The sequence below is a fragment of the Pseudomonas neuropathica genome, assembly GCF_051174785.1.
GTDB lineage: Bacteria > Pseudomonadota > Gammaproteobacteria > Pseudomonadales > Pseudomonadaceae > Aquipseudomonas > Aquipseudomonas neuropathica_A.
Map to the genome: position 1 here is coordinate 2,247,814 of NZ_CP195111.1, position 21,413 is coordinate 2,269,226.

At 58.8% G+C, this 21,413-nt stretch carries 22 protein-coding genes and 1 other RNA gene; 6 read left to right on the forward strand and 17 right to left on the reverse strand.

From position 1 onward, the window contains the following. Positions 1 to 3 precede the first annotated feature (3 nt). The 9 genes from mraY to rsmI all read right to left on the reverse strand — a co-directional run bounded on the left by mraY (position 4) and on the right by rsmI (position 9,071). Positions 4 to 1,086, reverse strand: a complete 1,083-nt coding sequence (gene mraY / locus ACRRSD_RS10110) for a phospho-N-acetylmuramoyl-pentapeptide-transferase (RefSeq protein ID WP_007917000.1) — start codon at positions 1,084 to 1,086, stop codon at positions 4 to 6. After that, positions 1,086 to 2,453, reverse strand: coding sequence for a UDP-N-acetylmuramoyl-tripeptide--D-alanyl-D-alanine ligase (locus ACRRSD_RS10115; protein WP_435037977.1), 1,368 nt, complete (start codon positions 2,451 to 2,453; stop codon positions 1,086 to 1,088). The genes mraY and ACRRSD_RS10115 overlap by 1 nt, the downstream gene beginning before the upstream one ends. Beyond that, the gene (locus ACRRSD_RS10120) at positions 2,446 to 3,909 is read right to left on the reverse strand and encodes a UDP-N-acetylmuramoyl-L-alanyl-D-glutamate--2,6-diaminopimelate ligase (RefSeq protein WP_038361079.1); all 1,464 of its coding nucleotides are present in this window, start codon (positions 3,907 to 3,909) and stop codon (positions 2,446 to 2,448) included. The genes ACRRSD_RS10115 and ACRRSD_RS10120 overlap by 8 nt, the downstream gene beginning before the upstream one ends. Continuing rightward, on the reverse strand, positions 3,909 to 5,648 hold the full coding sequence (locus tag ACRRSD_RS10125) for a peptidoglycan D,D-transpeptidase FtsI family protein (RefSeq protein WP_175559568.1): 1,740 nt from the start codon (positions 5,646 to 5,648) through the stop codon (positions 3,909 to 3,911). The genes ACRRSD_RS10120 and ACRRSD_RS10125 overlap by 1 nt, the downstream gene beginning before the upstream one ends. Beyond that, positions 5,648 to 5,941, reverse strand: a complete 294-nt coding sequence (gene ftsL / locus ACRRSD_RS10130) for a cell division protein FtsL (protein ID WP_007917008.1) — start codon at positions 5,939 to 5,941, stop codon at positions 5,648 to 5,650. Before ftsL ends, ACRRSD_RS10125 begins: the two co-directional genes overlap by 1 nt. Further along, positions 5,938 to 6,885 carry a 16S rRNA (cytosine(1402)-N(4))-methyltransferase RsmH gene (rsmH, locus tag ACRRSD_RS10135; protein WP_007917010.1) on the reverse strand — a complete coding sequence of 316 codons (948 nt, stop codon included), beginning with the start codon at positions 6,883 to 6,885 and terminating at the stop codon, positions 5,938 to 5,940. Before rsmH ends, ftsL begins: the two co-directional genes overlap by 4 nt. Then, positions 6,882 to 7,337, reverse strand: a complete 456-nt coding sequence (gene mraZ / locus ACRRSD_RS10140; RefSeq protein WP_007917012.1) for a division/cell wall cluster transcriptional repressor MraZ — start codon at positions 7,335 to 7,337, stop codon at positions 6,882 to 6,884. Before mraZ ends, rsmH begins: the two co-directional genes overlap by 4 nt. Before the next feature lie 401 nt (positions 7,338 to 7,738). After that, positions 7,739 to 8,092, reverse strand: an RNA gene (rnpB, locus tag ACRRSD_RS10145) — RNase P RNA component class A. Positions 8,093 to 8,165: 73 nt separating this feature from the next. Then, complete coding sequence (gene rsmI, locus ACRRSD_RS10150) at positions 8,166 to 9,071, reverse strand: 16S rRNA (cytidine(1402)-2'-O)-methyltransferase (protein ID WP_223026968.1); 906 nt, start codon at positions 9,069 to 9,071, stop codon at positions 8,166 to 8,168. A gap of 177 nt (positions 9,072 to 9,248) precedes the next feature. On the opposite strand from rsmI, the gene ACRRSD_RS10155 reads away from it, so the two are divergent. The 4 genes from ACRRSD_RS10155 to ACRRSD_RS10170 all read left to right on the forward strand — a co-directional run bounded on the left by ACRRSD_RS10155 (position 9,249) and on the right by ACRRSD_RS10170 (position 12,695). After that, positions 9,249 to 11,060: a penicillin-binding protein activator gene (locus tag ACRRSD_RS10155; protein WP_435037978.1), complete on the forward strand. Its 1,812-nt coding sequence runs from the start codon at positions 9,249 to 9,251 to the stop codon at positions 11,058 to 11,060. Beyond that, positions 11,060 to 11,422, forward strand: a complete 363-nt coding sequence (locus tag ACRRSD_RS10160; RefSeq protein ID WP_007917019.1) for a YraN family protein — start codon at positions 11,060 to 11,062, stop codon at positions 11,420 to 11,422. The genes ACRRSD_RS10155 and ACRRSD_RS10160 overlap by 1 nt, the downstream gene beginning before the upstream one ends. Positions 11,423 to 11,526: 104 nt before the next feature. Then, the gene (locus ACRRSD_RS10165) at positions 11,527 to 12,120 is read left to right on the forward strand and encodes a phosphoheptose isomerase (RefSeq protein WP_007917022.1); all 594 of its coding nucleotides are present in this window, start codon (positions 11,527 to 11,529) and stop codon (positions 12,118 to 12,120) included. Beyond that, complete coding sequence (locus ACRRSD_RS10170) at positions 12,117 to 12,695, forward strand: BON domain-containing protein (protein ID WP_203419433.1); 579 nt, start codon at positions 12,117 to 12,119, stop codon at positions 12,693 to 12,695. Before ACRRSD_RS10165 ends, ACRRSD_RS10170 begins: the two co-directional genes overlap by 4 nt. Before the next feature lie 147 nt (positions 12,696 to 12,842). Here the strand turns inward: ACRRSD_RS10170 and ACRRSD_RS10175 are convergent, their stop codons facing one another. The 7 genes from ACRRSD_RS10175 to rplM all read right to left on the reverse strand — a co-directional run bounded on the left by ACRRSD_RS10175 (position 12,843) and on the right by rplM (position 17,729). Then, complete coding sequence (locus tag ACRRSD_RS10175; protein WP_007917024.1) at positions 12,843 to 13,256, reverse strand: ClpXP protease specificity-enhancing factor; 414 nt, start codon at positions 13,254 to 13,256, stop codon at positions 12,843 to 12,845. Positions 13,257 to 13,272: 16 nt separating this feature from the next. Further along, positions 13,273 to 13,890, reverse strand: a complete 618-nt coding sequence (locus ACRRSD_RS10180) for a glutathione S-transferase N-terminal domain-containing protein (protein ID WP_007917025.1) — start codon at positions 13,888 to 13,890, stop codon at positions 13,273 to 13,275. Between the two features lie 146 nt (positions 13,891 to 14,036). Next, positions 14,037 to 14,819 (reverse strand): cytochrome c1, encoded by a 783-nt coding sequence (locus ACRRSD_RS10185; protein ID WP_150707679.1) that lies wholly within the window; start codon positions 14,817 to 14,819, stop codon positions 14,037 to 14,039. Continuing rightward, entirely contained in the window at positions 14,819 to 16,030 is a 1,212-nt protein-coding gene (locus ACRRSD_RS10190) for a cytochrome b (RefSeq protein WP_007917029.1), read from the reverse strand. The genes ACRRSD_RS10185 and ACRRSD_RS10190 overlap by 1 nt, the downstream gene beginning before the upstream one ends. Beyond that, the gene (petA, locus tag ACRRSD_RS10195; RefSeq protein ID WP_007917031.1) at positions 16,030 to 16,623 is read right to left on the reverse strand and encodes a ubiquinol-cytochrome c reductase iron-sulfur subunit; all 594 of its coding nucleotides are present in this window, start codon (positions 16,621 to 16,623) and stop codon (positions 16,030 to 16,032) included. The genes ACRRSD_RS10190 and petA overlap by 1 nt, the downstream gene beginning before the upstream one ends. 270 nt (positions 16,624 to 16,893) lie before the next feature. Next, the gene (rpsI, locus tag ACRRSD_RS10200) at positions 16,894 to 17,286 is read right to left on the reverse strand and encodes a 30S ribosomal protein S9 (RefSeq protein WP_008080273.1); all 393 of its coding nucleotides are present in this window, start codon (positions 17,284 to 17,286) and stop codon (positions 16,894 to 16,896) included. A 14-nt stretch (positions 17,287 to 17,300) separates the two neighbouring features. Then, complete coding sequence (gene rplM, locus ACRRSD_RS10205; protein WP_007917032.1) at positions 17,301 to 17,729, reverse strand: 50S ribosomal protein L13; 429 nt, start codon at positions 17,727 to 17,729, stop codon at positions 17,301 to 17,303. 245 nt (positions 17,730 to 17,974) lie between these two features. Between rplM and ACRRSD_RS10210 the strand changes: the two genes are divergently transcribed. Continuing rightward, on the forward strand, positions 17,975 to 19,015 hold the full coding sequence (locus tag ACRRSD_RS10210; RefSeq protein ID WP_435037979.1) for an NADP(H)-dependent aldo-keto reductase: 1,041 nt from the start codon (positions 17,975 to 17,977) through the stop codon (positions 19,013 to 19,015). A gap of 103 nt (positions 19,016 to 19,118) precedes the next feature. On the opposite strand, the gene ACRRSD_RS10215 is transcribed toward ACRRSD_RS10210, so the two are convergent. After that, positions 19,119 to 20,255 (reverse strand): acyl-CoA dehydrogenase family protein, encoded by a 1,137-nt coding sequence (locus ACRRSD_RS10215; protein WP_064120486.1) that lies wholly within the window; start codon positions 20,253 to 20,255, stop codon positions 19,119 to 19,121. 250 nt (positions 20,256 to 20,505) lie between these two features. Between ACRRSD_RS10215 and ACRRSD_RS10220 the strand changes: the two genes are divergently transcribed. After that, positions 20,506 to 21,402 carry a GlxA family transcriptional regulator gene (locus ACRRSD_RS10220; protein ID WP_175555647.1) on the forward strand — a complete coding sequence of 299 codons (897 nt, stop codon included), beginning with the start codon at positions 20,506 to 20,508 and terminating at the stop codon, positions 21,400 to 21,402. Positions 21,403 to 21,413: the final 11 nt, after the last annotated feature.

Genomic DNA, 21,413 nt, shown 5'->3' on the forward strand with positions numbered 1-21,413 from the left:
GTTCTACCTCAGCTTCAGGGTGGCAAGGCCGATCAGCACGAGAATCACGGTGATGATCCAGAAACGGACGATCACGCGCGGCTCGGGCCAGCCCTTGAGTTCAAAATGGTGGTGGATCGGTGCCATGCGGAACACACGGCGACCGGTCAGCTTAAAGGACGCAACCTGAATGACGACTGACAGGGTTTCCATCACGAACACGCCGCCCATGATGAACAGGACGATTTCCTGACGGACGATCACCGCGATGGTGCCCAGTGCCGCGCCGAGTGCCAGTGCACCGACGTCGCCCATGAACACTTGCGCCGGATAGGTGTTGAACCACAGGAAGCCCAGGCCGGCACCAATCAGCGCGCCGCAGAACACGATCAGTTCGCCCGCGCCCGGCACATAAGGAATCAGCAGGTATTCGGCGAATTTCACGTTACCCGACAGGTAGCAGAAAATGCCGAGGCCACCGCCAACCATCACCGTCGGCATGATCGCCAGACCGTCGAGGCCGTCAGTCAGGTTGACCGCGTTGCTCGAACCGACGATCACAAAGTAAGTCAGCACGATGAAGCCCAGGCCCAGCGGAATGCTGTAGTCCTTGAGCATCGGCAGGATCAGCGTGGTTTCCACCGGAGTGGATGCGGTCATATAAAGGAAGATCGCTGCGCCGAGGCCGAACACCGACTGCCAGAAATACTTCCAGCGGCTCGGCAAGCCACGGGAGTTCTTCTCGATGACTTTGCGGTAATCGTCAACCCAGCCGATGGCGCCGAACAGCAGGGTCACCAGCAAAACAGTCCAGACGTAGCGGTTGCTCAGGTCAGCCCAAAGCAAGGTGCTGACGCCAATAGACGACAGAATCAGAGCGCCGCCCATGGTCGGAGTGCCCGACTTGGACAGGTGCGATTGCGGACCGTCGTTACGAACGGACTGACCGATCTGACGGTTCTGCAGGGTGCGGATCATCCACGGGCCATAGCACAGCGACAAAACCAGCGCGGTCAGCACACCGAGAATCCCGCGCAGGGTCAGGTACTGAAAGACCGCGAAGCCTTTGTAGAACTGTTGCAGATACTCCGCTAGCAGCAGCAGCATTAATGTTTCTCCAGACTGGACCCGCACAGAGCCGCAACGATGTTTTCCATCGCTGCACTGCGCGAACCCTTGATCAAAATGGTGGTGTTTGTGTCCTGCTCGGCGTCGAGGGCCTGAATCAGTTCGGCTTGCGTGCCGAAGTGATGCGCCTGTTCACCGAAAGCGTTTACGGCGTGAACCATGTTTGGCCCAACGGCATAAAGCGCGGAAACCTTGCCCCGGGCGTACTCGCCCACGTCGCGGTGCCCCTGCTCCGCCCAATCGCCCAACTCGCCGATATCTCCGAGCACCAGGACGGTGCGGCCGGAAAAGCCGGCGAGTATATCAACGGCCGCGCACATGGAGGTGGGGTTTGCGTTGTAAGTGTCATCGATCACGCGCATGCCGTTTTTCGCCAGTTGCGCGACGGTGCGACCCTTGACCGGTTGCACGGCGCCAAGCCCGGTGGCGATGCCGAACAGCGACACGCCCAAGGCGTGAGCGGCAGCGGCGGCAGCCATGGAATTGGCGACGTTATGCGTGCCGAGCAGGTTCAGTTGAACGCGCTCGACACCTTCAGGTGTGTGCAGATTGAAGGCCGGGCAACCACGGGCATCAGTGGTCAGATCGCTGGCGTAGAAATCCGCCTGAGTGTTGCTCAGGGCGAAAGTCAGCACTTTGCGCGAGCCGGCACGGGTCTTCCAGATATCGAAGGCTTTGTCATCGAGGTTGAGCACGGCGACGCCGTCGGCCGCCAGCCCGTCGATGATTTCGCCTTTGGCTTCGACGATTTTTTCCGGGCCGCCAAACTCACCGACGTGCGCGGTACCGGCATTGTTGAGGATCGCCACGTGTGGCTTGGTCAGCCCGACGGTGTAAGCGATTTCACCCAGACGCGAGGCGCCCAGTTCGATGACCGCCGAGGTGTGTTCCGGGGCCAGTTCGAGCAGGGTCAGCGGCGCGCCGAGGTCGTTGTTCAGATTGCCACGGGTGGCGAGTACCGGACCGCGCGTGCGCAGGATGCTCGCGAGCATTTCCTTGACCGTGGTCTTGCCGCTGGAGCCAGTGATGGCAGCGACTGGCTGAGTGAACGCGGCACGGTTCAAGGCACCCAACTGGCCGAGGGCCTGACGGGTGTCTTTGACCAGCAGTTGCGGCAGCGTACTGTCGGCGACTTCACGCTCGACCAGCGCAGCCACGGCGCCTTTGGCGGCGACGTCATTCAAATAGTCATGACCGTCGAAACGCGGGCCGGTCAGGGCAATAAACAGTTGGCCGGGCTGGATCGCGCGACTGTCGATGCTGACGCCGTCGAAACTGGCATCACCAGCGATCAAACGGGCATCGAGCGCGTTGGTCAGTTCGCTGAGTTTCAGGGCCTTAAGCATGGGCCACCTCCCAAGCGGTCAGGGCGTGATCGGCCTCGACCAGATCGGAGAAAGCGTGGCGCTCGCCGTTGATTTCCTGATAGTCCTCATGACCTTTACCGGCGAGGACAATCACGTCATCGGCTGAAGCGCCGGCAATCAGTTGTGCAATCGCCTGACCACGGCCGGCGACGAAGGTGACTTTATCCACAGCCGTGAAACCGGCGCGGATGTCATCGAAAATCACTGCCGGATCTTCAGTACGCGGGTTGTCGTCGGTGACCAGCACCTGATCGGCCAGACGCTCGACCACTTCGGCCATCAACGGACGTTTGCCGCGATCACGGTCACCGCCGCAGCCGAACAGGCACAGCAGTTGACCTTTGACGTGCGGGCGCAATGCGCTCAGGACTTTTTCCAGTGCATCCGGGGTGTGGGCGTAATCGACCACCACCAACGGCTGAGTGCCACCACCGAGACGCTGCATGCGTCCGGCGGGGCCTTCGAGTTTCGGCAGTACTTTGAGAATTTCGTCGAGCGCGTAATCCAGACCGAGCAAGGCGCCGACCGCCGCCAATACGTTGCTCAGATTGAAACGACCGAGCAAGGTGCTGCGCAGATGATGTTCGCCCTGCGGCGTGACCAGTGTGGCGCGCACGCCATGGTCGTCGAACTGCGCTTCACGGCAGAACAGATAAGCACTGCTGTCGAGCAGGCTGTAGGTGATCAAACGCGACTCACGCTTTTCCGCGGCCAATTGCCGGCCGAAATCGTCGTCGAGGTTGACCACGCGGCACTTCAGATCATTCCAGGCGAACAGCTTGGCCTTGGCCTCGGCGTACGCCTCCATGCTGCCGTGATAATCCAGATGATCGCGGGACAGGTTGGTCATCACCGCGACGTCGAACGCCAGCGCCGTGACGCGGCCCTGATCCAGACCGTGGGACGAGACTTCCATGGCCACGGCTTTGGCGCCGGCCTTTTTCAGGTCGCCCAGAGTCGCTTGCACGGCGATCGGATTCGGCGTGGTGTGCAGACCGCTTTGCAGCGCGCCATAGAAGCCGGAACCCAAGGTGCCGACGATGCCGCAATGCTGACCGAGCAGGTCCAGCGCCTGCGCCACCAGTTGGGTCACGCTGGTCTTGCCGTTGGTGCCGGTCACGCCAATCAGGTTCAGATGATGACTCGGCTCGCCGTAAAAACGCCCGGCAATGTCCGACAACTGCGCGGCCAGACCTTTGACCGGAATCAGCGGGACGTCAGTGATCGGCAGCACCGTGGCGCCTTCCACTTCATAGGCCACAGCGGCAGCGCCGCGCGCCAGAGCATCGGCAATGTGCGCACGGCCGTCGAATTTGCCGCCGGGCACAGCGAGGAACAGATCGCCTGCGCGTACGTTGCGGCTGTCCAGCGCCAGTTCACGGATCAACAGATCGTGGCCGGCGTGGGGGAATATCTTGTTCAGACTTAATGACATCAGCCGCGCCCTCCATTGGCTTTCAGCGGAATGACCGGGGTGGCGTTGGCTTGTTGCGTCGTCGGCAGATTGTCCGGCGTCACGTTCATCAGGCGCAGGGTGCCGGACATCACACGGCTGAACACCGGCGCGGAAACCAGACCACCGAAGTAACCGGCCTTGCTTGGCTCATCGATCACCACAACAATCGCGTAGCGCGGATCGCTCATCGGGCCGAAACCGGCGAACAGCGAGCGGTAAGAGTTTTCCGCGTAGCCCTTGGTGCCCACCGAGGTCTTACGCGCAGTACCGGACTTGCCCGCTACGTGATACGCCGGCACCTGCGCACGGAACACGCCGCGCGGTGCTTCGATCACCTGGGTGAGCATGCCTTGCAGGGTTTTCGCCACAGCTTCCGGCAGCACTTGCGTGGTCTGCGGCGGCTTGTCGGTTTTGATCAGGGTCAGCGGCGCGAGACGACCGTTGTTGGCCAATGCCGAGAACGCGTGCACCAACTGAATCGCAGTCACGGAAATACCGTAGCCATAGGACAAGGTCGCGGTTTCAGCCTTGCGCCAATCGCGGTAGTTCGGCAGGTTGCCGACACGTTCGCCCGGGAAGCCAAGGCCGGTGTCCTGGCCGAGGCCGACTTTCTGCGCGAGGCGGAAAATCGTTTCGCCGCCGATATCGAAGGCGACCTTACTCATGCCGACGTTACTGGAATTGATCAGGATGCCGGTCAGGTCGAGCACCGGGCCTTCACTCTTGGAGACGTCCTTGATCGTGTATTTGCCAATCTGCAGGGAGCCCGGATACACCTCAACGGTGTCGCTCGGTTTCCAGCGGCCGGTTTCGATTGCGGCAGCCATCGAGATGGCTTTCATGGTCGAACCCGGTTCGAACACGTCGATCATCGCGCGGTTACGCATCATCGCCGGTTGCAGGTTGCGGCGGTTATTCGGGTTGTAGGTCGGCTGGTTGACCATGGCGAGGATCTCGCCGGTCTTGACGTCCATGATCACCAGGCTGCCAGCCTTGGCGCCGTTCTCGATGATCGCGTTGCGCAGCTCGCGGTTCGCCAGATATTGCAGACGCAGGTCAATGGACAACGCCAAGGGCTTGCCGGCCTTGGCGTTTTTGGTGACCTGGACATCCTTGATCAGCCGACCGCGCCGATCCTTGATGACCTGTCGTTTGCCCGGCACCCCGGCGAGCCATTCGTCATAGGCCAGTTCGACACCTTCGCGACCGTGATCGTCGATGTCGGTAAACCCGACCATGTGCGCGGTGACTTCACCGGCTGGGTAGAACCGGCGGAATTCTTCGATGCCGTAGACGCCCGGCACTTTCAGGTCGAGCACAGCCTGGCCCTGCTCGGGGGTCAGCCCGCGCACCAGATAAATGAATTCTTTGTTGGCCTGGGCTTCGAGGCGTTCGGTCAGGGCTTTCGGATCCTGACCCAGCGCGGCGGCGAGTGCCGGCCACTTCTCTTTCGCCGTTTGCATTTCCTTGGCGTTGGCCCACAGCGTGGTCACCGGCGTACTCACGGCCAAAGGCTCGCCGTTACGGTCTGTGATCAGACCACGGTGAGCCGGAATTGGAATGTGGCGCAGACTGCGCGCATCGCCCTGACCTTTGAGGAAGTCACGGTCAACCACTTGCAGGTCGATGATGCGCCAGCAGATCGCTGCGACCATCACGCCGAGCAGCGCCACCATCAGGCGGAAGCGCCATGGGAACAGTGCGCCTTCGAGTTTCATCATGGCGCCACCATCTTCACGTCAGCCGCGCCGGGGATGTGCATTTTCAATTGTTCGGTGGCCAGCACTTCGATGCGGCTGTGCGCGGTCCAGGTGCTTTGTTCGAGAATCAAACGCCCCCACTCGGCCTGCGCCTTGTCGCGCACGCTGAGTTCATTATAAAGGGTGTTGAGCAACTGCCGGTTCCAGTGCGCGCTGTACGACACGGCGATGGCCGACACGAGCACGCCGATAAACAGCAGCAGCATCAGAAAGCTGCCGCCGGGCAGTGGCTTGGCGAAAAGCTTGCTCACCGCAACTTCTCCGCGACGCGCATGACGGCGCTACGGGAACGTGGGTTGGCTTTGAGTTCGGCGTCGGAGGCCGTCTGCGCTTTGCCATGGACTTTGATTTTCGGTTCGAACGCGACGTGGCGAACCGGCAGGTTGCGCGGCAGGTTGTCGGCTTCGCCTTTCACCAGCTTGCGCATGAACAATTTGACGATGCGGTCTTCCAGCGAGTGGAAGCTGATCACCACCAGACGTCCGCCAACTTCCAGAGCGTCCAGCGCGGCCTCGAGACCGGCTTCCAGATCACCCAGTTCATTGTTGACGTGAATGCGCAAACCCTGGAAGGCACGGGTGGCCGGGTTCTTGCCCTTTTCCCATGCCGGGTTGGCGACTTTCAACACTTCAGCCAGGTCGGCGGTGCGCTCGAACGGCTTGATGTCACGGCGTTCGGCGACTGCGCGAGCCATACGACCGGAGAAACGTTCTTCGCCGTATTCCTTGAACACCCGGGCGATCTCTTCAGCCGGCGCGGTGTTGACGAATTCGGCCGCGCTGATGCCACGGGACGGGTCCATGCGCATGTCGAGCGGGCCATCGTTGAGGAAACTGAAGCCGCGCTCAGCGTCGTCGAGCTGCGGCGAAGACACGCCGAGGTCGAGCAGAATACCGCTGACCTTGCCGCTCAGACCTTGCTCGGCAACCACCGAGCCGAGCTCGGCAAAGCTGCGCTGCACAACGACAAAGCGGCCGTCTTCGGCCGCTAGCGTTTGCCCGGTGGCAATCGCTTGTGGATCTTTGTCGAATCCGATGAGCCGACCGTCCGTGCCGAGCTGGCTGAGGATCAGCCGGCTGTGTCCGCCGCGCCCGAACGTGCCGTCCAGATAGCAGCCATCAGGACGTACGGCGAGAGCCTCGACGGCTTCGTCAAGCAGTACGGTGATGTGGTTAAAGCCGCTATCAATAGTCACAGGATCAAATCACGCAGTTCATCAGGCATCGCGCCCGGTTGTTGAATAGCAGCAAGGTCAGCGGCAGATACCGCGTTCCATGCATCCTCGTCCCACAATTGGAACTTGTTCAGTTGGCCTACCAGCATCGCGCGCTTATCGAGCTTGGCGTATTCGCGCAGACGCGGTGGAACCAGAAAACGACCACTGCCATCGAGTTCGAGGTCGACGGCATTACCAATCAGCAAACGTTGCAGGCGACGGTTCTCTTCGCGAAGCGAAGGAAGCGCACGCAACTTGGTTTCAATAATTTCCCACTCGTCGAGCGGATAGACACACAAACACGGATCAACGGCATCAATGGTCACGATCAATTGACCGGAACTGCGCGAATCGAGCTCGTCACGGTACCGGCTCGGCATAGCGAGACGGCCCTTTGCGTCGAGACTGATAGCGTTAGCTCCGCGAAACACGTCTGCGTTTCTCCAATTTTTATCGTTTTGAGCTCAAAAAACCCACTTCATGCCACTTTCCGCCACTTGCGCACACTATAGGAATGCGCCCACCACACCGTCAAGGCGCGGATTAAAGGAAAACCCTTACAGAACGGAGATTTAGGAGCATAAAAGGAGGAGTAACGACAATCTGGCGCAGACTTTCGACCCATAACTTGATGCAGCACTGATAGCTGCGCTCGAAAGTTAAAGTAATTTGTTAAGAGTAAGATTTTTTCGGTATTACAAATGCGCTTCTGCTGTTGATTGAAGCAAGGTGGGAAATGGCTATTACTGCGTTTGCCGCTGCCGGACTTTCAGCCCAGGCCTGCTGATATTACACAGCCCTGTTGCCAATGATTCAAGCAGGGAAAGAAAAGGTGGAGAGTCGATCTGTAAGCCGGGTTCTGTCTTGAACAGTCATTCGTCTACGATGGCCATCACTGGACATCTTTAGCAACCTACCCGGTCCCAGCGCGGGCCACGCCTTGGGACCCTATTTGGTCTTGCTCCAAGTGGGGTTTACCTAGCCACGAACTGTTGCCAGACGTGCGGTGCGCTCTTACCGCACCTTTTCACCCTTACCGGCGCCGAAGCGCTTAGGCGGTTATTTTCTGTGGCACTTTCCGTAGGCTCACGCCTCCCAGGCATTACCTGGCACTTCGCCCTATGGAGCCCGGACTTTCCTCCCCCCCCTAATTTTCATAGAGGGCAGCGACTGTCCGATCGACTCTCCACCGCGAAGGTTAACGGCAGAGCGCCCGAAGAACAAGCGCTAAAAGCCTCAAGACCGCTATGGGCGACGGCTTACACGCCTTTCTGTTTATCCAGCGCGACCTGATACAGCACGTTTTTACGTTCACCGGTGATCTGCGCGGCCAACGCGGCGGCACGCTTGAGCGGCATCTCTTCAAGCAACAGATCAAGGATGCGCATCGCTTCGCTGCTGACGGCGTCTTCGGACTCCGGCGCCGTCCAGCCAGCCACCAACACCACGCATTCGCCGCGTTGCTGATTGCTGTCGGATTCGACGAACGCACGCAACTCAGCCAATGGCAGACCTTTTAGCGTTTCAAAGGTTTTGGTGATTTCACGAGCGAGCAATGCCTGACGCTCTCCACCAAACACTGCTTCCATATCCTGCAGACATTCAAGAATGCGGTGCGGAGCTTCGTAAAAGATCAGCGTGCGCGGCTCTTCTTTAACGGCTTCCAGACGCGCCTTGCGCCCAACCGATTTGGCTGGAAGGAAGCCTTCAAAGATGAAGCGGTCAGACGGCAGACCCGCCGCCGACAACGCCGCGACAAGTGCACAGGCGCCGGGCACCGGGACTACATTGATCCCGGCCGCGCGAGCCTGACGCACCAGGTGATAACCCGGATCGGAAATCAGCGGCGTACCGGCATCGGAAATCAGCGCCACGTTGTCACCGGCCAGCAAGCGGGTAATAAAGCGGCTACCTTCATCTCGTTCATTGTGTTCGTGACACGCGGCCAACGGCGTGCCGATCCCGAAGTGCTGCATCAGGCGCGCCGAGTGACGGGTGTCTTCGGCAGCGATCAATGCCACTTCGCGGAGGATCTTCAGGGCCCGGGCGCTGATGTCGTCCAGGTTGCCGATGGGCGTCGCCACCACATAAAGCGAGCCAGCAGCGGAATTCAGGGAACCTGGAGCAGTCAAAGCGCACACCTCGTGATCGGTAAAAGCGGCCATTGTAGCGCGTCACGAGGCTTGCGATGCGCTCAAGCCGAGCCCGGTTTTGCACGCAGTTGTGCGCCGCCGCAACATTTACTCCAGCTAAATCGTCCGATTCACGCCAGTAACATCGCGCCCCGGCCAGTGCTTGGGTACAATTCGACGCTAATTTGATCGAGTATCAGGAACACTTACATGATCGCTTGCCTGCGGCTGTTCACTGCCCTCTGCCTCGCTGCCCTGTTGGCGGCGTGCGCCAGCTCCCCTTCCTCCAGCCTTGGCGAACTTCCACGGACTCCGGATGCCAGCATCGAGCAACTGCTCGAACAGGCTACCCAGGCGAAAACCCCGGAAAAAGCCGCCCTGTTGCGCCTGAGTGCTGCAGACCTGGCTTATCGCCAAGGCAATGCCGGTCAGTCTGCGCAGATCCTGCAACAAGTGCCGATGGAGCAGCTGAAGCCCGGCCAGCAGATTTTTGCCAGCACACTGAATGCCGAGCTGGCCATGACCCGCAATCAGCCGAAAGCCGCGCTGACTGCCCTGAGCCATCCAAGCCTGCAACATTTGGGCGAGATGCCTGAAGAGCAGCAAGTGCGCACCGGCACCGTGCATGCCCGCGCCCTTGAAGCCGATGGCCAGACTTTGGCTGCCGCCCGCGAGCGCGTGTTCATCGCACCGATGCTGCAAGGCGAAGCCGCGAGCAAGAACCATGAAGCGATCTGGACCCTGATCGGCTCGCTGCCAACTGATCAACTGCAGCCCAACACCACCGACGACCTCGGCGGCTGGATGGGTCTGGCACTGGCAGTAAAATCCGCCGGCACCCTGGAACAACAGCAAGCCGCGATCGACACCTGGCGCGCGCAGAATCCAAAGCACCCGGCCGCAATCAACCTGCCGCTGCCGCTAACCAAACTCAAGGAACTGGCCAGCCAGCCGCTGAGCAAAATCGCCCTGCTGCTGCCGCAGGACGGTCAATTGGCCGCCGTCGGCAAGGCACTGCGTGAAGGTTTCATGGCTGCGCACTACCAGGCTCAACAGGCCGGGCAGAAGCCGCCCGCGATCGAGTTCTATGACAGCTCGAAACTGACCTCGATGGACGAGTTTTATCGCAAGGCTCAGGCTGAAGGCGTGCAACTGGTCGTCGGGCCGCTGGAAAAACCGCTGGTCAAACAATTGAGCACCCGCCCGCAACTGCCGATCACCACCCTCGCGCTGAACTACAGCGAAGGCGATCAAGGTCCGGCGCAACTGTTCCAGTTTGGCTTGGCTGCTGAAGACGAAGCCCGCGAAGTTTCGCGCCGCGCCCGTGCCGATGGCCTGCATCGCGCTGCGATCATGGTGCCGAAAGGCGAATGGGGTGATCGCGTACTGCGTGCGTTCAGTCAGGACTGGCAGGCTAATGGTGGCAGTATCGTCGCCACCGAACGTGTTGATCAGCCAGTACAACTGGCCCAGCAGATCGCCGACATGTTCCAGCTGCGCCAAAGCGAAGCCCGCGCCAAGAGCCTGCAGAATGCCGCCGGCACCAACGTAGCCGCGCAGCCGTCGCGTCGTCAGGACATCGAGTTCATCTTCCTTGCTGCCACGCCGCAACAGGCACAGCAGATCAAGCCGACCCTGAACTTCCAGTACGCCGGTGACGTTCCGGTGTACGCGACTTCGCACGTTTACAGCGCCAGCGGTGACGTCAACCAGTACAACGACATGAACGGCATTCGCTTCTGCGAAACCCCATGGCTGCTGGACTCCAGCGATCCACTGCGTCAGCAAGTGGTTGCGCAGTGGCCGCAAGCCGCCGGCAGCCTCGGTCGCCTGTACGCGATGGGTGTGGATGCCTATCGCCTGGCACCGCGCCTGGGTCAACTCAAAGCGCTGCCGGACAGCCGCATCGATGGTGAGTCGGGCAGCCTCGGCATGACCCAGACCCAACGCGTCGTGCGTCAATTGCCTTGGGCACAGTTCGTCAGCGGCCAGGTGCAGCGCCTGCCGGACACCCCGCGCTGATGCCCGACAGGTCACGCTCGCAAAGCGGCAAGGATGCCGAGCGCCAGGCGCTCGAGCATCTGCAACAACATGGTCTGCGCCTGCTGGCGCAGAACTGGTTGTGTAAACGCGGCGAGCTTGATCTGGTCATGCTTGATGGCGATACAGTAGTATTCGTTGAAGTTCGCTACAGAAAAAACACTCAATGGGGTGGCGCGCTCGCTAGCATCGATGGGCGCAAGCAGCAGAAACTGATTTTCGCTGCACAGTATTTTCTTCAGCGCGAGTCGCGTTGGGCCAATTCCCCTTGCCGCTTCGACGTGGTGGCCATCGACAGCCATCCGGATCAGCTGAACTGGTTGCAGAATGCTTTCGACAGTTGATCGTCGGCGTTGCGACCCGGACAATCCCACCGACAAATTTTGCTCTTTGCTTTGCGGGCTGCACATTCATGTGCCGGACAGCCGCGCTACTTAAGGTCACACAGATGGACATGCAATCCCGAATTCGCCAGCTTTTCCAGGCCAGTATCGACACCAAGCAACAGGCGATGGACGTACTTGCACCGCACATCGAGCAAGCCAGCCAGATCATGGTCAACGCCCTGCTCAACGAAGGCAAAATGCTTTCGTGCGGCAACGGCGGCTCGGCCGGTGACGCCCAGCACTTCTCTTCGGAGCTGCTCAACCGCTTCGAACGCGAGCGTCCGAGCCTGCCAGCCATCGCCCTGACCACCGACACCTCGACGATCACTTCGATCGCCAACGATTACAGCTACAACGAAGTGTTCTCCAAACAGATCCGTGCGCTCGGTCAGCCAGGCGATGTCTTGCTGGCGATTTCGACCAGCGGCAACTCGGCGAACATTATTCAAGCGATCCAGGCCGCACATGATCGCGAAATGATTGTCGTAGCTATGACCGGACGCGATGGCGGCGGCATGGCGTCGCTGCTGTTGCCCGAGGACGTCGAGATTCGCGTACCGGCCAATGTCACTGCACGTATTCAAGAAGTCCACTTGCTGGCGATCCATTGCCTTTGCGATCTGATCGACAGCCAACTGTTCGGGAGTGAAGAATGACCCCTAATCGCCTTGGCCTTCTGGCCTTGACCCTGTGCCTCGGCATCAGCGGCTGCACCTCGGTGGTGAACGCCAGCCGTGAAGCGCCGATCGAAGATGACCGTGGCACGCGCACTTTCGGCAGCAAGATCGACGACTCGCTGATCGAAACCAAAGTGGGCGTGAACGTGGCCAAAGCCGATCCGGCTCTGGACAACGATTCGCACATCGTCGTCACCAGCTTCAACGGTGTCGTACTGCTCGCCGGCCAGACCCCACGCGAAGACCTCAAGGCCAAGGCCGAACAGGCCGCCGCCAACGTGCAACGCGTGAAGAAGGTGCACAACGAACTGCAGGTACTGCAACCGTCGTCGCTGCTGGCTCGCCAGAACGACGCGTGGCTGACCACCAAAATCAAGACGCAGATGCTCACTGACGCGAGCATTCCTGGCTCGCGCATCAAGGTGATCACCGAAAACGGTATCGTCTATCTGCTGGGCCTGCTGACCAAACAGGAAGCCACTCAGGCAACCAATCTGGTTCAGGGTGTTTCCGGCGTACAGAAAATCGTCAAGCTGTTTGAATACATTGACTGATACACGATCTCTGTAGGAGCTGCCGAAGGCTCGGGCCGCGATCGGACGATCCTTTGATCTTGCTTTAAAAGATCAGGATCAAAAGGTCGCAGCCTTCGGCAGCTCCTACGTAATAAAAAAGGCGATCCATCCGGATCGCCTTTTTTATTACTTCACCACTTTCAAACTAGGCCGGCCGCTAGGGCGCGGCGGCTCGCTGTCCGGTGGCGGCAAGTCGTCATCCGACTCGATCTCTTCTTCGTCATCCATCGGCGACTCGAGATCGAACACCATGCCCTGACCGTTCTCCCGGGCATAGATCCCCAGAATCGCGCTGATCGGCACGTACAAGCTGTGCGGGACACCACCGAAGCGACCCTCGAAGGTCACCACATCGTTGTCCATGTGCAGATGACGCACGGCACTTGGCGAGATGTTCAGGACAATCTGCCCGTCACTGGCAAAACCCTGTGGCACTTGCACTGCCGGATACTCGGAATTGACCAGCATGTGCGGGGTGCAATCGTTATCAACAATCCACTCGTAGAGCGCGCGGACCAGATAAGGTCGACTGGAGTTCATAGCGGCTCCTTAAGCCTTAGCGCATATCGCGTTCGACACCAGACAGACTCGCCTGGAAAGCCTCACGCGCAAACGAGCGCTCCATATAATCAAGCAGCGGCTTGGCTGGCCGCGGCAGTTCAATACCCAGAATCGGCAAACGCCAGAGTATTGGCAATAGGCAGCAATCCACCAGACTTTGTTCCTCACTGAGGAAAAACGGCTTGTCGGCAAACAGCGGCGACACGCCGGTCAGGCTTTCACGCAATTCCTTGCGCGCCACGACACGCGCGGCTTCCTTGGACTTGGGATCCAGAATCAGATCCACCAGACCACACCAGTCGCGCTGAATACGATGAATCAGCAGGCGGCTGTTGGCACGCGCCACCGGGTAAACCGGCATCAACGGCGGGTGCGGGTAACGCTCATCCAGATATTCCATCACCACGGTCGACTCCCACAACGCCAGGTCACGATCGACCAGCGTCGGCAGACTGCCGTAAGGGTTTACCTCAATCAGTTTAGGCGGCTGGCGACCAGCTTCCACATAAATGATCTCGGCGCTGACACCCTTCTCTGCAAGCACAATGCGCACTCGGTGGGAATAGTGGTCGGCGGGGTCGGAGTAACAGGCCAACCGATTGGTCACGCCCATGGCGATCCTCCTCGCTTGTTGAAATTATCGGAACCGGAAAAACGCGCGCGCCCAGAGGGCGCCTCCCGCAACCTCTGGCAGACCAGACGTTGCGTTATCGGAGGCGCCCTTGGGCGCGCGCGATTAACAGCAATGCTTGAAGCGTATCAGTGCACGTCTTTCCAGTATTCACGCTTGAGCAGGTAGGCGAACACAAAGAAGAACGCCAGGTACAGCAAAACGTAAGTACCGATGCGCTGATGTTGCAGCTTAACCGGGTTAGCCGAGTAAGCCAGGAAGGTTACCAGATTCTTGACCTTCTCATCGAACTGCTCTTCGTTCAGAGCACCGGATTTCGGCACGATGGTCAGTTGATCGCACGCCTCATGAGTCAGAGGCGTACCGGTCAGCGGATCATATTGCTTCTTGCCGTCCTCGACGATCTGCACCTGCTTGCAACCAACAACCTGGCGACCTTGCAGGCCGACCAGCACGTTAGGCATGCCGACGTTCGGGAAGACCTTGTTGTTCACGCCCCACGGACGTGCCGGATCTTCGTAGAACGACTTCAGGTAACCATAAAGCCAGTCAGTGCCGCGCACACGAGCCACCAGGGTCAGATCCGGCGGCGCTGCGCCGAACCAGGTCTTGGCATCGGCCGGTTGCATACCAATGTTCATGTGATCGCCGATCTTGGCCCCGGTGAACACCAGCTTCTCCAGCATCAGTTCGTGCGGCACACCGAGGTCATCGGCAACCCGCTCGTAACGCTGGAACTTGGCACTGTGGCAACCCATGCAATAGTTGGCAAAGGTACGTGCGCCATCCTGCAGCGCAGCGTTGTCGGAAACGTCGATGTCGACTTTTTCCAGCTCCGGACCACCGTGTTCAGCGGCGAAAGACAGGACAGGCAGAGCAGCAAAAATCAGAGCAAAAAATAACTTTTTCATCAGCCAGTCACCCTTTCCGGAACCGGTTTGGTCTTCTCGAGCCTGGTGTAGAACGGCATCAGGATGAAGTAGGCGAAGTACAGGAAGGTGCAGACCTGCGACAGCAAGGTTCGCTCCGGCGTCGGCGCAAGCACACCGAGAATGCCCAGAATCACGAACGAAATGCAGAACACCAGCAGCCAGATTTTGCTCATCCAGCCTTTATAGCGCATCGACTTGACCGGACTGCGATCGAGCCACGGCAGCACGAACAACACCGCAATCGCCGCCCCCATAGCGATAACGCCCATGAGCTTGTCCGGGATCGCACGCAAGATTGCGTAGAACGGTGTGAAGTACCAAACCGGCGCAATATGCTCTGGTGTCTTGAACGGGTTAGCCTGCTCGAAGTTTGGCTTTTCGAGGAAGTAGCCGCCCATTTCCGGGAAGAAGAACACAATGAAGCAGAAGATAAACAGGAACACCACAACACCGACAATGTCCTTCACGGTGTAGTAGGGATGGAAAGCAATGCCATCCAGCGGAATGCCGTTTTCGTCTTTGTGCTTTTTGATATCGACGCCGTCAGGGTTGTTCGAACCGACTTCGTGCAAAGCCAGAATGTGCAGAACCACCAGACCGAGAATCACGATCGGCAGCGCGACAACGTGCAAGGCGAAGAAGCGGTTCAGGGTGATTCCTGAGATCAGATAGTCACCACGAATCCACTGGGTCAGGTCATTACCGATGACCGGAATCGCACCGAACAGCGAGATGATCACCTGGGCACCCCAGTACGACATCTGGCCCCATGGCAGCAGATAACCCATGAAGGCTTCGGCCATCAGCGCCAGGTAAATCAGCATGCCGAAAACCCAGACCAGCTCACGCGGTTTCTGGTACGAGCCGTAGAGCAGACCACGGAACATGTGCAGATAAACCACGATGAAGAATGCCGAAGCGCCGGTCGAGTGCAGCAGACGCAGGATCGAGCCGTACTCGACGTCGCGCATGATGTATTCAACGGAGGCGAAGGCTTCTTCCGCCGACGGCGTGTAACTCATCGTCAGCCAGACACCGGTGACGATCTGATTGACCAGCACCAGCAGCGCCAGAGAGCCGAAAAAATAGAAGAAGTTGAAGTTTTTTGGAGCGTAATACTTGCTGAGATGGTCTTCCCACATTTTGGTCGCAGGAAAGCGCGCATCAACCCAATCCATGAACTTGCTCATCACGCTTTCTCCGTATCGACGCCAATGACAATCAGGTCATCGGTCTCATAGGAATGCGGGGGAACTGGCAGGTTCAAAGGCGCAGGTTGCGACTTGTAGACGCGGCCAGCCAGATCGTAGTGGGAACCGTGGCAAGGGCAGAAATAGCCACCGACCCAGTCTTTGCCCAGATCCGCAGGTGCCACTTCGGGACGGAAAGTTGGCGAGCAACCCAGGTGCGTGCAGATCCCGATCAGCAGTAGAATTTCCGGCTTGATCGAGCGCACTTCAGGGTCGACATAGGTCGGTTGCGTGGAGTTTTTGGAGGTCGGATCGGAGAGTTGGCCCTCGATCTTTTTGAGATTCCCCAGGATTTCCTCGGTACGGCGGACAATGAATACCGGCTGGCCGCGCCACTCAGCAATCATCTGCTGTCCTGGCTCGATTTTGCTGACATTCACTTTCACCGGTGCACCGGCGGCTTTCGCCTTGGCACTGGGAAACCATGACCCCACGAACGGGACCGCAGCCCCCACCGCTCCTGCAGCACCCACCACGGATGTGGCTGCTACCAAGAAGCGACGCCGGCCTGCATTCACGCCGTCATTGCTCATTCAGTCCTCTCCCATCAGCTTTTGTGGCCTGTTAAATCAGGCATCTACTAAATAAATCAAATGCTACTTATAAAAATTTTGCCGAATGGTAATGAAAAGCCCCAATTCTGACAAGGGAATTACCCGGAGCTCATACCCTCAAGCCTTGCAGTATAGGGGGTCTACGGAAGTGGCAAGTTGTCGCAGCGCAATTCTTTGATAAATCGCAGGCATAAAAAAACGCCCGCTTCCGTGAGGAGGCGGGCGTTCTTTTTGAACGCGGAAGCGGAATTAACGCTTCGAGTACTGCGGACGCTTACGCGCTTTACGCAGACCAACTTTCTTACGTTCAACTTCACGGGCGTCGCGAGTAACGAAGCCAGCTTTGCGCAGAGCGCCACGCAGGGTTTCGTCGTAGTCCATCAGAGCGCGAGTGATGCCGTGGCGGATTGCGCCAGCTTGACCACTTACACCACCGCCGATCACGGTGACGTAGATGTCGAACTTCTCGACAGTCTCAGTCAGCTCCAGCGGCTGGCGAACTACCATGCGGGCAGTTTCACGGCCGAAGAAGTTTTCCAGCGAACGGTTGTTGATGGAGATGTTACCAGTACCCGGACGCAGGAAAACGCGTGCGGTTGCGGTCTTGCGACGGCCAGTGCCGTAATTTTGAGTCGCCGACATAATGTACTATTCCGTTAAAACTTCAGTTCTTGGGGCTGCTGAGCAGTATGTGGGTGTGCAGCGCCCGCATAGACTTTCAGCTTACGGTACATGTCGCGACCCAGTGGGTTTTTAGGCAGCATGCCTTTAACCGCGGTCTCGATCACGCGCTCAGGGGCTTTAGCGATCAGCTTTTCAAAGTTGATCGACTTGATGCCGCCCGGGAAACCGGAGTGGGAGTAGTACATTTTGTCAGTGGTTTTAGCACCGGTAACACGAATCTGCTCAGCGTTGATTACGACGATGTAGTCGCCGGTGTCAACGTGAGGAGTGTACTCAGGCTTGTGCTTGCCACGCAGACGGCTCGCGATTTCGGTGGCCAGACGACCCAGGGTCTGACCAGCAGCGTCGACGACAAACCAGTCGCGCTTTACTGTTTCCGGTTTAGCAGTAAAAGTTTTCATTCTTTATAGCCTCAGGGGCCGCCCTGTAAATTAGACGGCGGATCTTACTGAATAGTGCGTACTTTGACAAGTCAAAGGCAGCCGGATACAGACGCTTTCGGGGGCTCGGGTCGGCGCGTCCGTTCAACGGCAAGATTCTTCGGCGGCGGCGCATCACTTCCACTGCAGAAAGAGGTCGGCAATTATGCAGATTGCGAAAAATATTTCAACCTGCTTTTATGATTGTTTTGCCCAAGGAGCACCCGATGGACTATCGCCAGCTAGGCCGTACCGACCTGAACGTGAGTGCAATCTGCCTCGGCACCATGACCTGGGGCGAGCAAAACACCGAAGCTGAAGCCTTCGCCCAGATCGAACGGGCCAAGGAAGCCGGGATCAATTTCATCGACACCGCCGAGATGTACCCGGTGCCGCCGAAAGCCGAAACCTACGCCACCACCGAGCGCTACATCGGCAATTACTTCAAAAATCGCGGCGACCGGGCCGACTGGATCCTCGCCAGCAAGATTGCCGGTCCCGGCAACACCATCGATTACATTCGCGACAAAAACCTGCGCCACAACCGCCAGCACATCACCGCAGCGGTGGACGCCAGCCTCGAGCGTTTGCAGACCGACTACATCGATCTGTATCAACTGCACTGGCCGGAACGCAGTACCAACTTTTTCGGACAGCTGGGCTACAAACACAAGATCGAAGCCAACCTGACGCCGCTCGAAGACACCCTCGAAGCACTCGACGAGCAAGTGAAGGCCGGCAAGATCCGCCACATTGGTCTGTCCAACGAAACCCCGTGGGGCACCATGCGTTTTCTGGCCTTAGCCGAAGCGCGTGGCTGGCCGCGTGCAGTATCAATCCAGAACCCCTACAACCTGCTCAACCGCAGTTTTGAAGTGGGCCTGGCGGAAATCGCCATCCGCGAACAGTGCGGCCTGCTCGCCTATTCGCCGCTGGCGTTCGGTTTCCTCTCAGGCAAATACGAAGGTGGCGCGCGCCCTCCGAAAGGCCGCCTGAGCCTCTATAGCCGCTTCAGCCGCTATTTCAATGCGCAGTCGGAAGCAGCTTGCAGCCGTTATGTGGCGCTGGCCCGTGAACACGGCCTGGACCCGGCGCAGATGGCACTGGCGTTCGTGACGCAGCAGCCGTTTGTCACCAGCAATATCATTGGTGCGACCACGCTTGAGCAACTGGACAGCAACATTGCCAGCTTCGATCTGAAGCTTTCCGATGAGGTGCTGGCAGGGATTGAGGCGATTCACAAGGATCATCCGAATCCTGCGCCGTGACCGAACGCTAAAAGCTTCGCGAGCAGGCTCGCTCCCACAGGTACGGTGATCCCCTGTGGGAGCGAGCCTGCTCGCGAAAGGGCCCGTCAAAACACTGCAAAATTCAAAGCGAGCGCGCAATGATCTCCTTCATGATTTCATTGGTGCCGGCATAAATTCGCTGCACCCGCGCATCCGCCCAGGCCCGGGCCACCGGGTATTCCCACATGAAACCGTAGCCGCCATGCAACTGCACGCATTCGTCGAGCACCTTGCATTGCAGGTCGGTGCCCCAGTATTTCGCCATCGCCGCTGTTGGCACATCCAGCTTGCCTTGCAGGTGCAGCTCCAGACATTTATCGACGAACACCCGGCCGATCTGAATCTCCGTGGCCATTTCCGCCAACTTGAAGCGCGTGTTCTGGAAGTCAGCAATCGCCTTGCCGAACGCCTTGCGATCACGGGTGTAATCAAGCGTCCACTGCAACGCTGCTTCGGCTGAGGCGAGACCACCGATCGCCACCGTCAGACGCTCCTGCGGCAGCTCCTGCATCAGATAAGCGAACCCAGCCCCAGCCTGCCCCAGCAGGTTTTCCTTCGGCACACGCACATCCTGGAAGAACAGCTCCGAGGTGTCCTGCGCCTTCATGCCGACCTTCTCCAGGCGCTTGCCTTTTTCGAAGCCCGGCGTATTCGCTTCGACCAGAAACAGGCTGGTGCCCTTGGCCCCGGCCTTCGGGTCGGTCTTGGCGACCACGATCACCAGGTCCGCGAGAAAACCGTTGGTAATGAAGGTTTTCGAGCCGTTGATGACATATTCGTCACCGTCCAGCACGGCGGTGGTCTTCACGCCTTGCAGGTCGGAACCGGCACCCGGCTCGGTCATGGCGATTGCCGTGACCATCTCGCCGGAGACCAGTTTCGGCAGATACTTGTGCTTCAGCGCCTCACTGCCGTAATGCAGGATGTACGGCGCGACGATGTCCGAATGCAGCGAGAAGCCGATGCCGGTCAAACCCAGCCGGCCGACCTCTTCGATCACTACCGCGCTGTAGAGAAAATCCGCCCCCAGCCCGCCGTACTCTTCCGGCAGGTGCGAGCAGAGCATCCCCGCCTCCCCTGCCTTGTTCCAGAGTTTGCGGTCGATGTGGCCTTGCTTCTCCCATTGCGCATGGAACGGCACCGCCTCTTTTTCGAGGAAGGTTCGTACGCTGTCGCGAAACAATTCGTGCTCGGAGCTAAACAAGGTTCTGGGGATCATGCGGCACCTTTCTTTCTTGTTGGAGGGAGATGACCTTCAGAGACTAAGCCTCCCTTCTGACACGGGACACTGGACACATCCGACAAAAAATAAGACGATCCAGCCGTCTGGTGACCACTTTCCCTTATAAAAACAAAACAAAAGTTGAATTATGTCCAAGCAAGTCTCCACGCCCTTGCGGCGCGTCAGCATCCTGGCAATCGACCGGGTTTTCGCTTCCACTCTCATGCAAGCCAAGGATTTCTTCCATCTGGCCAGCCTGCGTTATGGCAAACAGCTGGGCCACGGCCTGACACCGGCGTTCGAAACGCGCCTGGTCAGCCCCGACGGCAAACCGGTGAACAGCTTCAGTGACGTCGTGATGCCGGTCGATGGTGGCCTGGAAAACGCCGACGTCATTATCCTCCCGGCGTTCTGGGACGATTTCGACACGCTGTGCGGCCGTTATCCGCAAGTGTTGCCCTGGCTGCGTGAACAGCATGCCCGCGGTGCAGTGTTATGCGGCGAAGCCACCGGGGTGTTCTGGCTGGCCGAGGCAGGCCTGCTCAACGGCAAGGAAGCGACCACCTACTGGCGCTTCTTCAATGCCTTTGCCGAGCGTTTTCCGAAGGTCTATCTCAATCAGGACAAGCACCTGACCGATGCCGACAACTTGTATTGCGCCGGCGGCACCACCTCGGCGTGCGACCTTTACATCTACTTGATCGAGCGTTTCTGCGGGGCCAACGTCGCGCAAGCCGTGGCCCGTGACATTCTCTACGAAGTGCAGCGCAGCTATGCGCCGGGACGTATCGGCTTCGGTGGGCAGAAGCTGCACCAGGACGTGATCATCCTGCAGATCCAGCACTGGCTCGAAGAGCATTTCGCCGACAAATTCCGCTTCGAAGACGTCGCCCGCGAGCATGGCATGAGCATCCGCAATTTCATGCGGCGCTTCCAGACCGCCACCGGCGACAAGCCGCTGCATTACCTGCAACGTCTGCGTATCGAGACCGCCAAGGGTTTACTGTCCGGCAGCCGCAAGAGCATCAAGACCATTAGTTATGAGGTCGGTTACGACGATGCGAGTTTCTTTGCGCGGTTGTTCCGCCAGCACACTGAACTGTCGCCGAACCAGTATCGGCAGCAGTTTCAACAGGCTGCATAGCTTTTGAACGA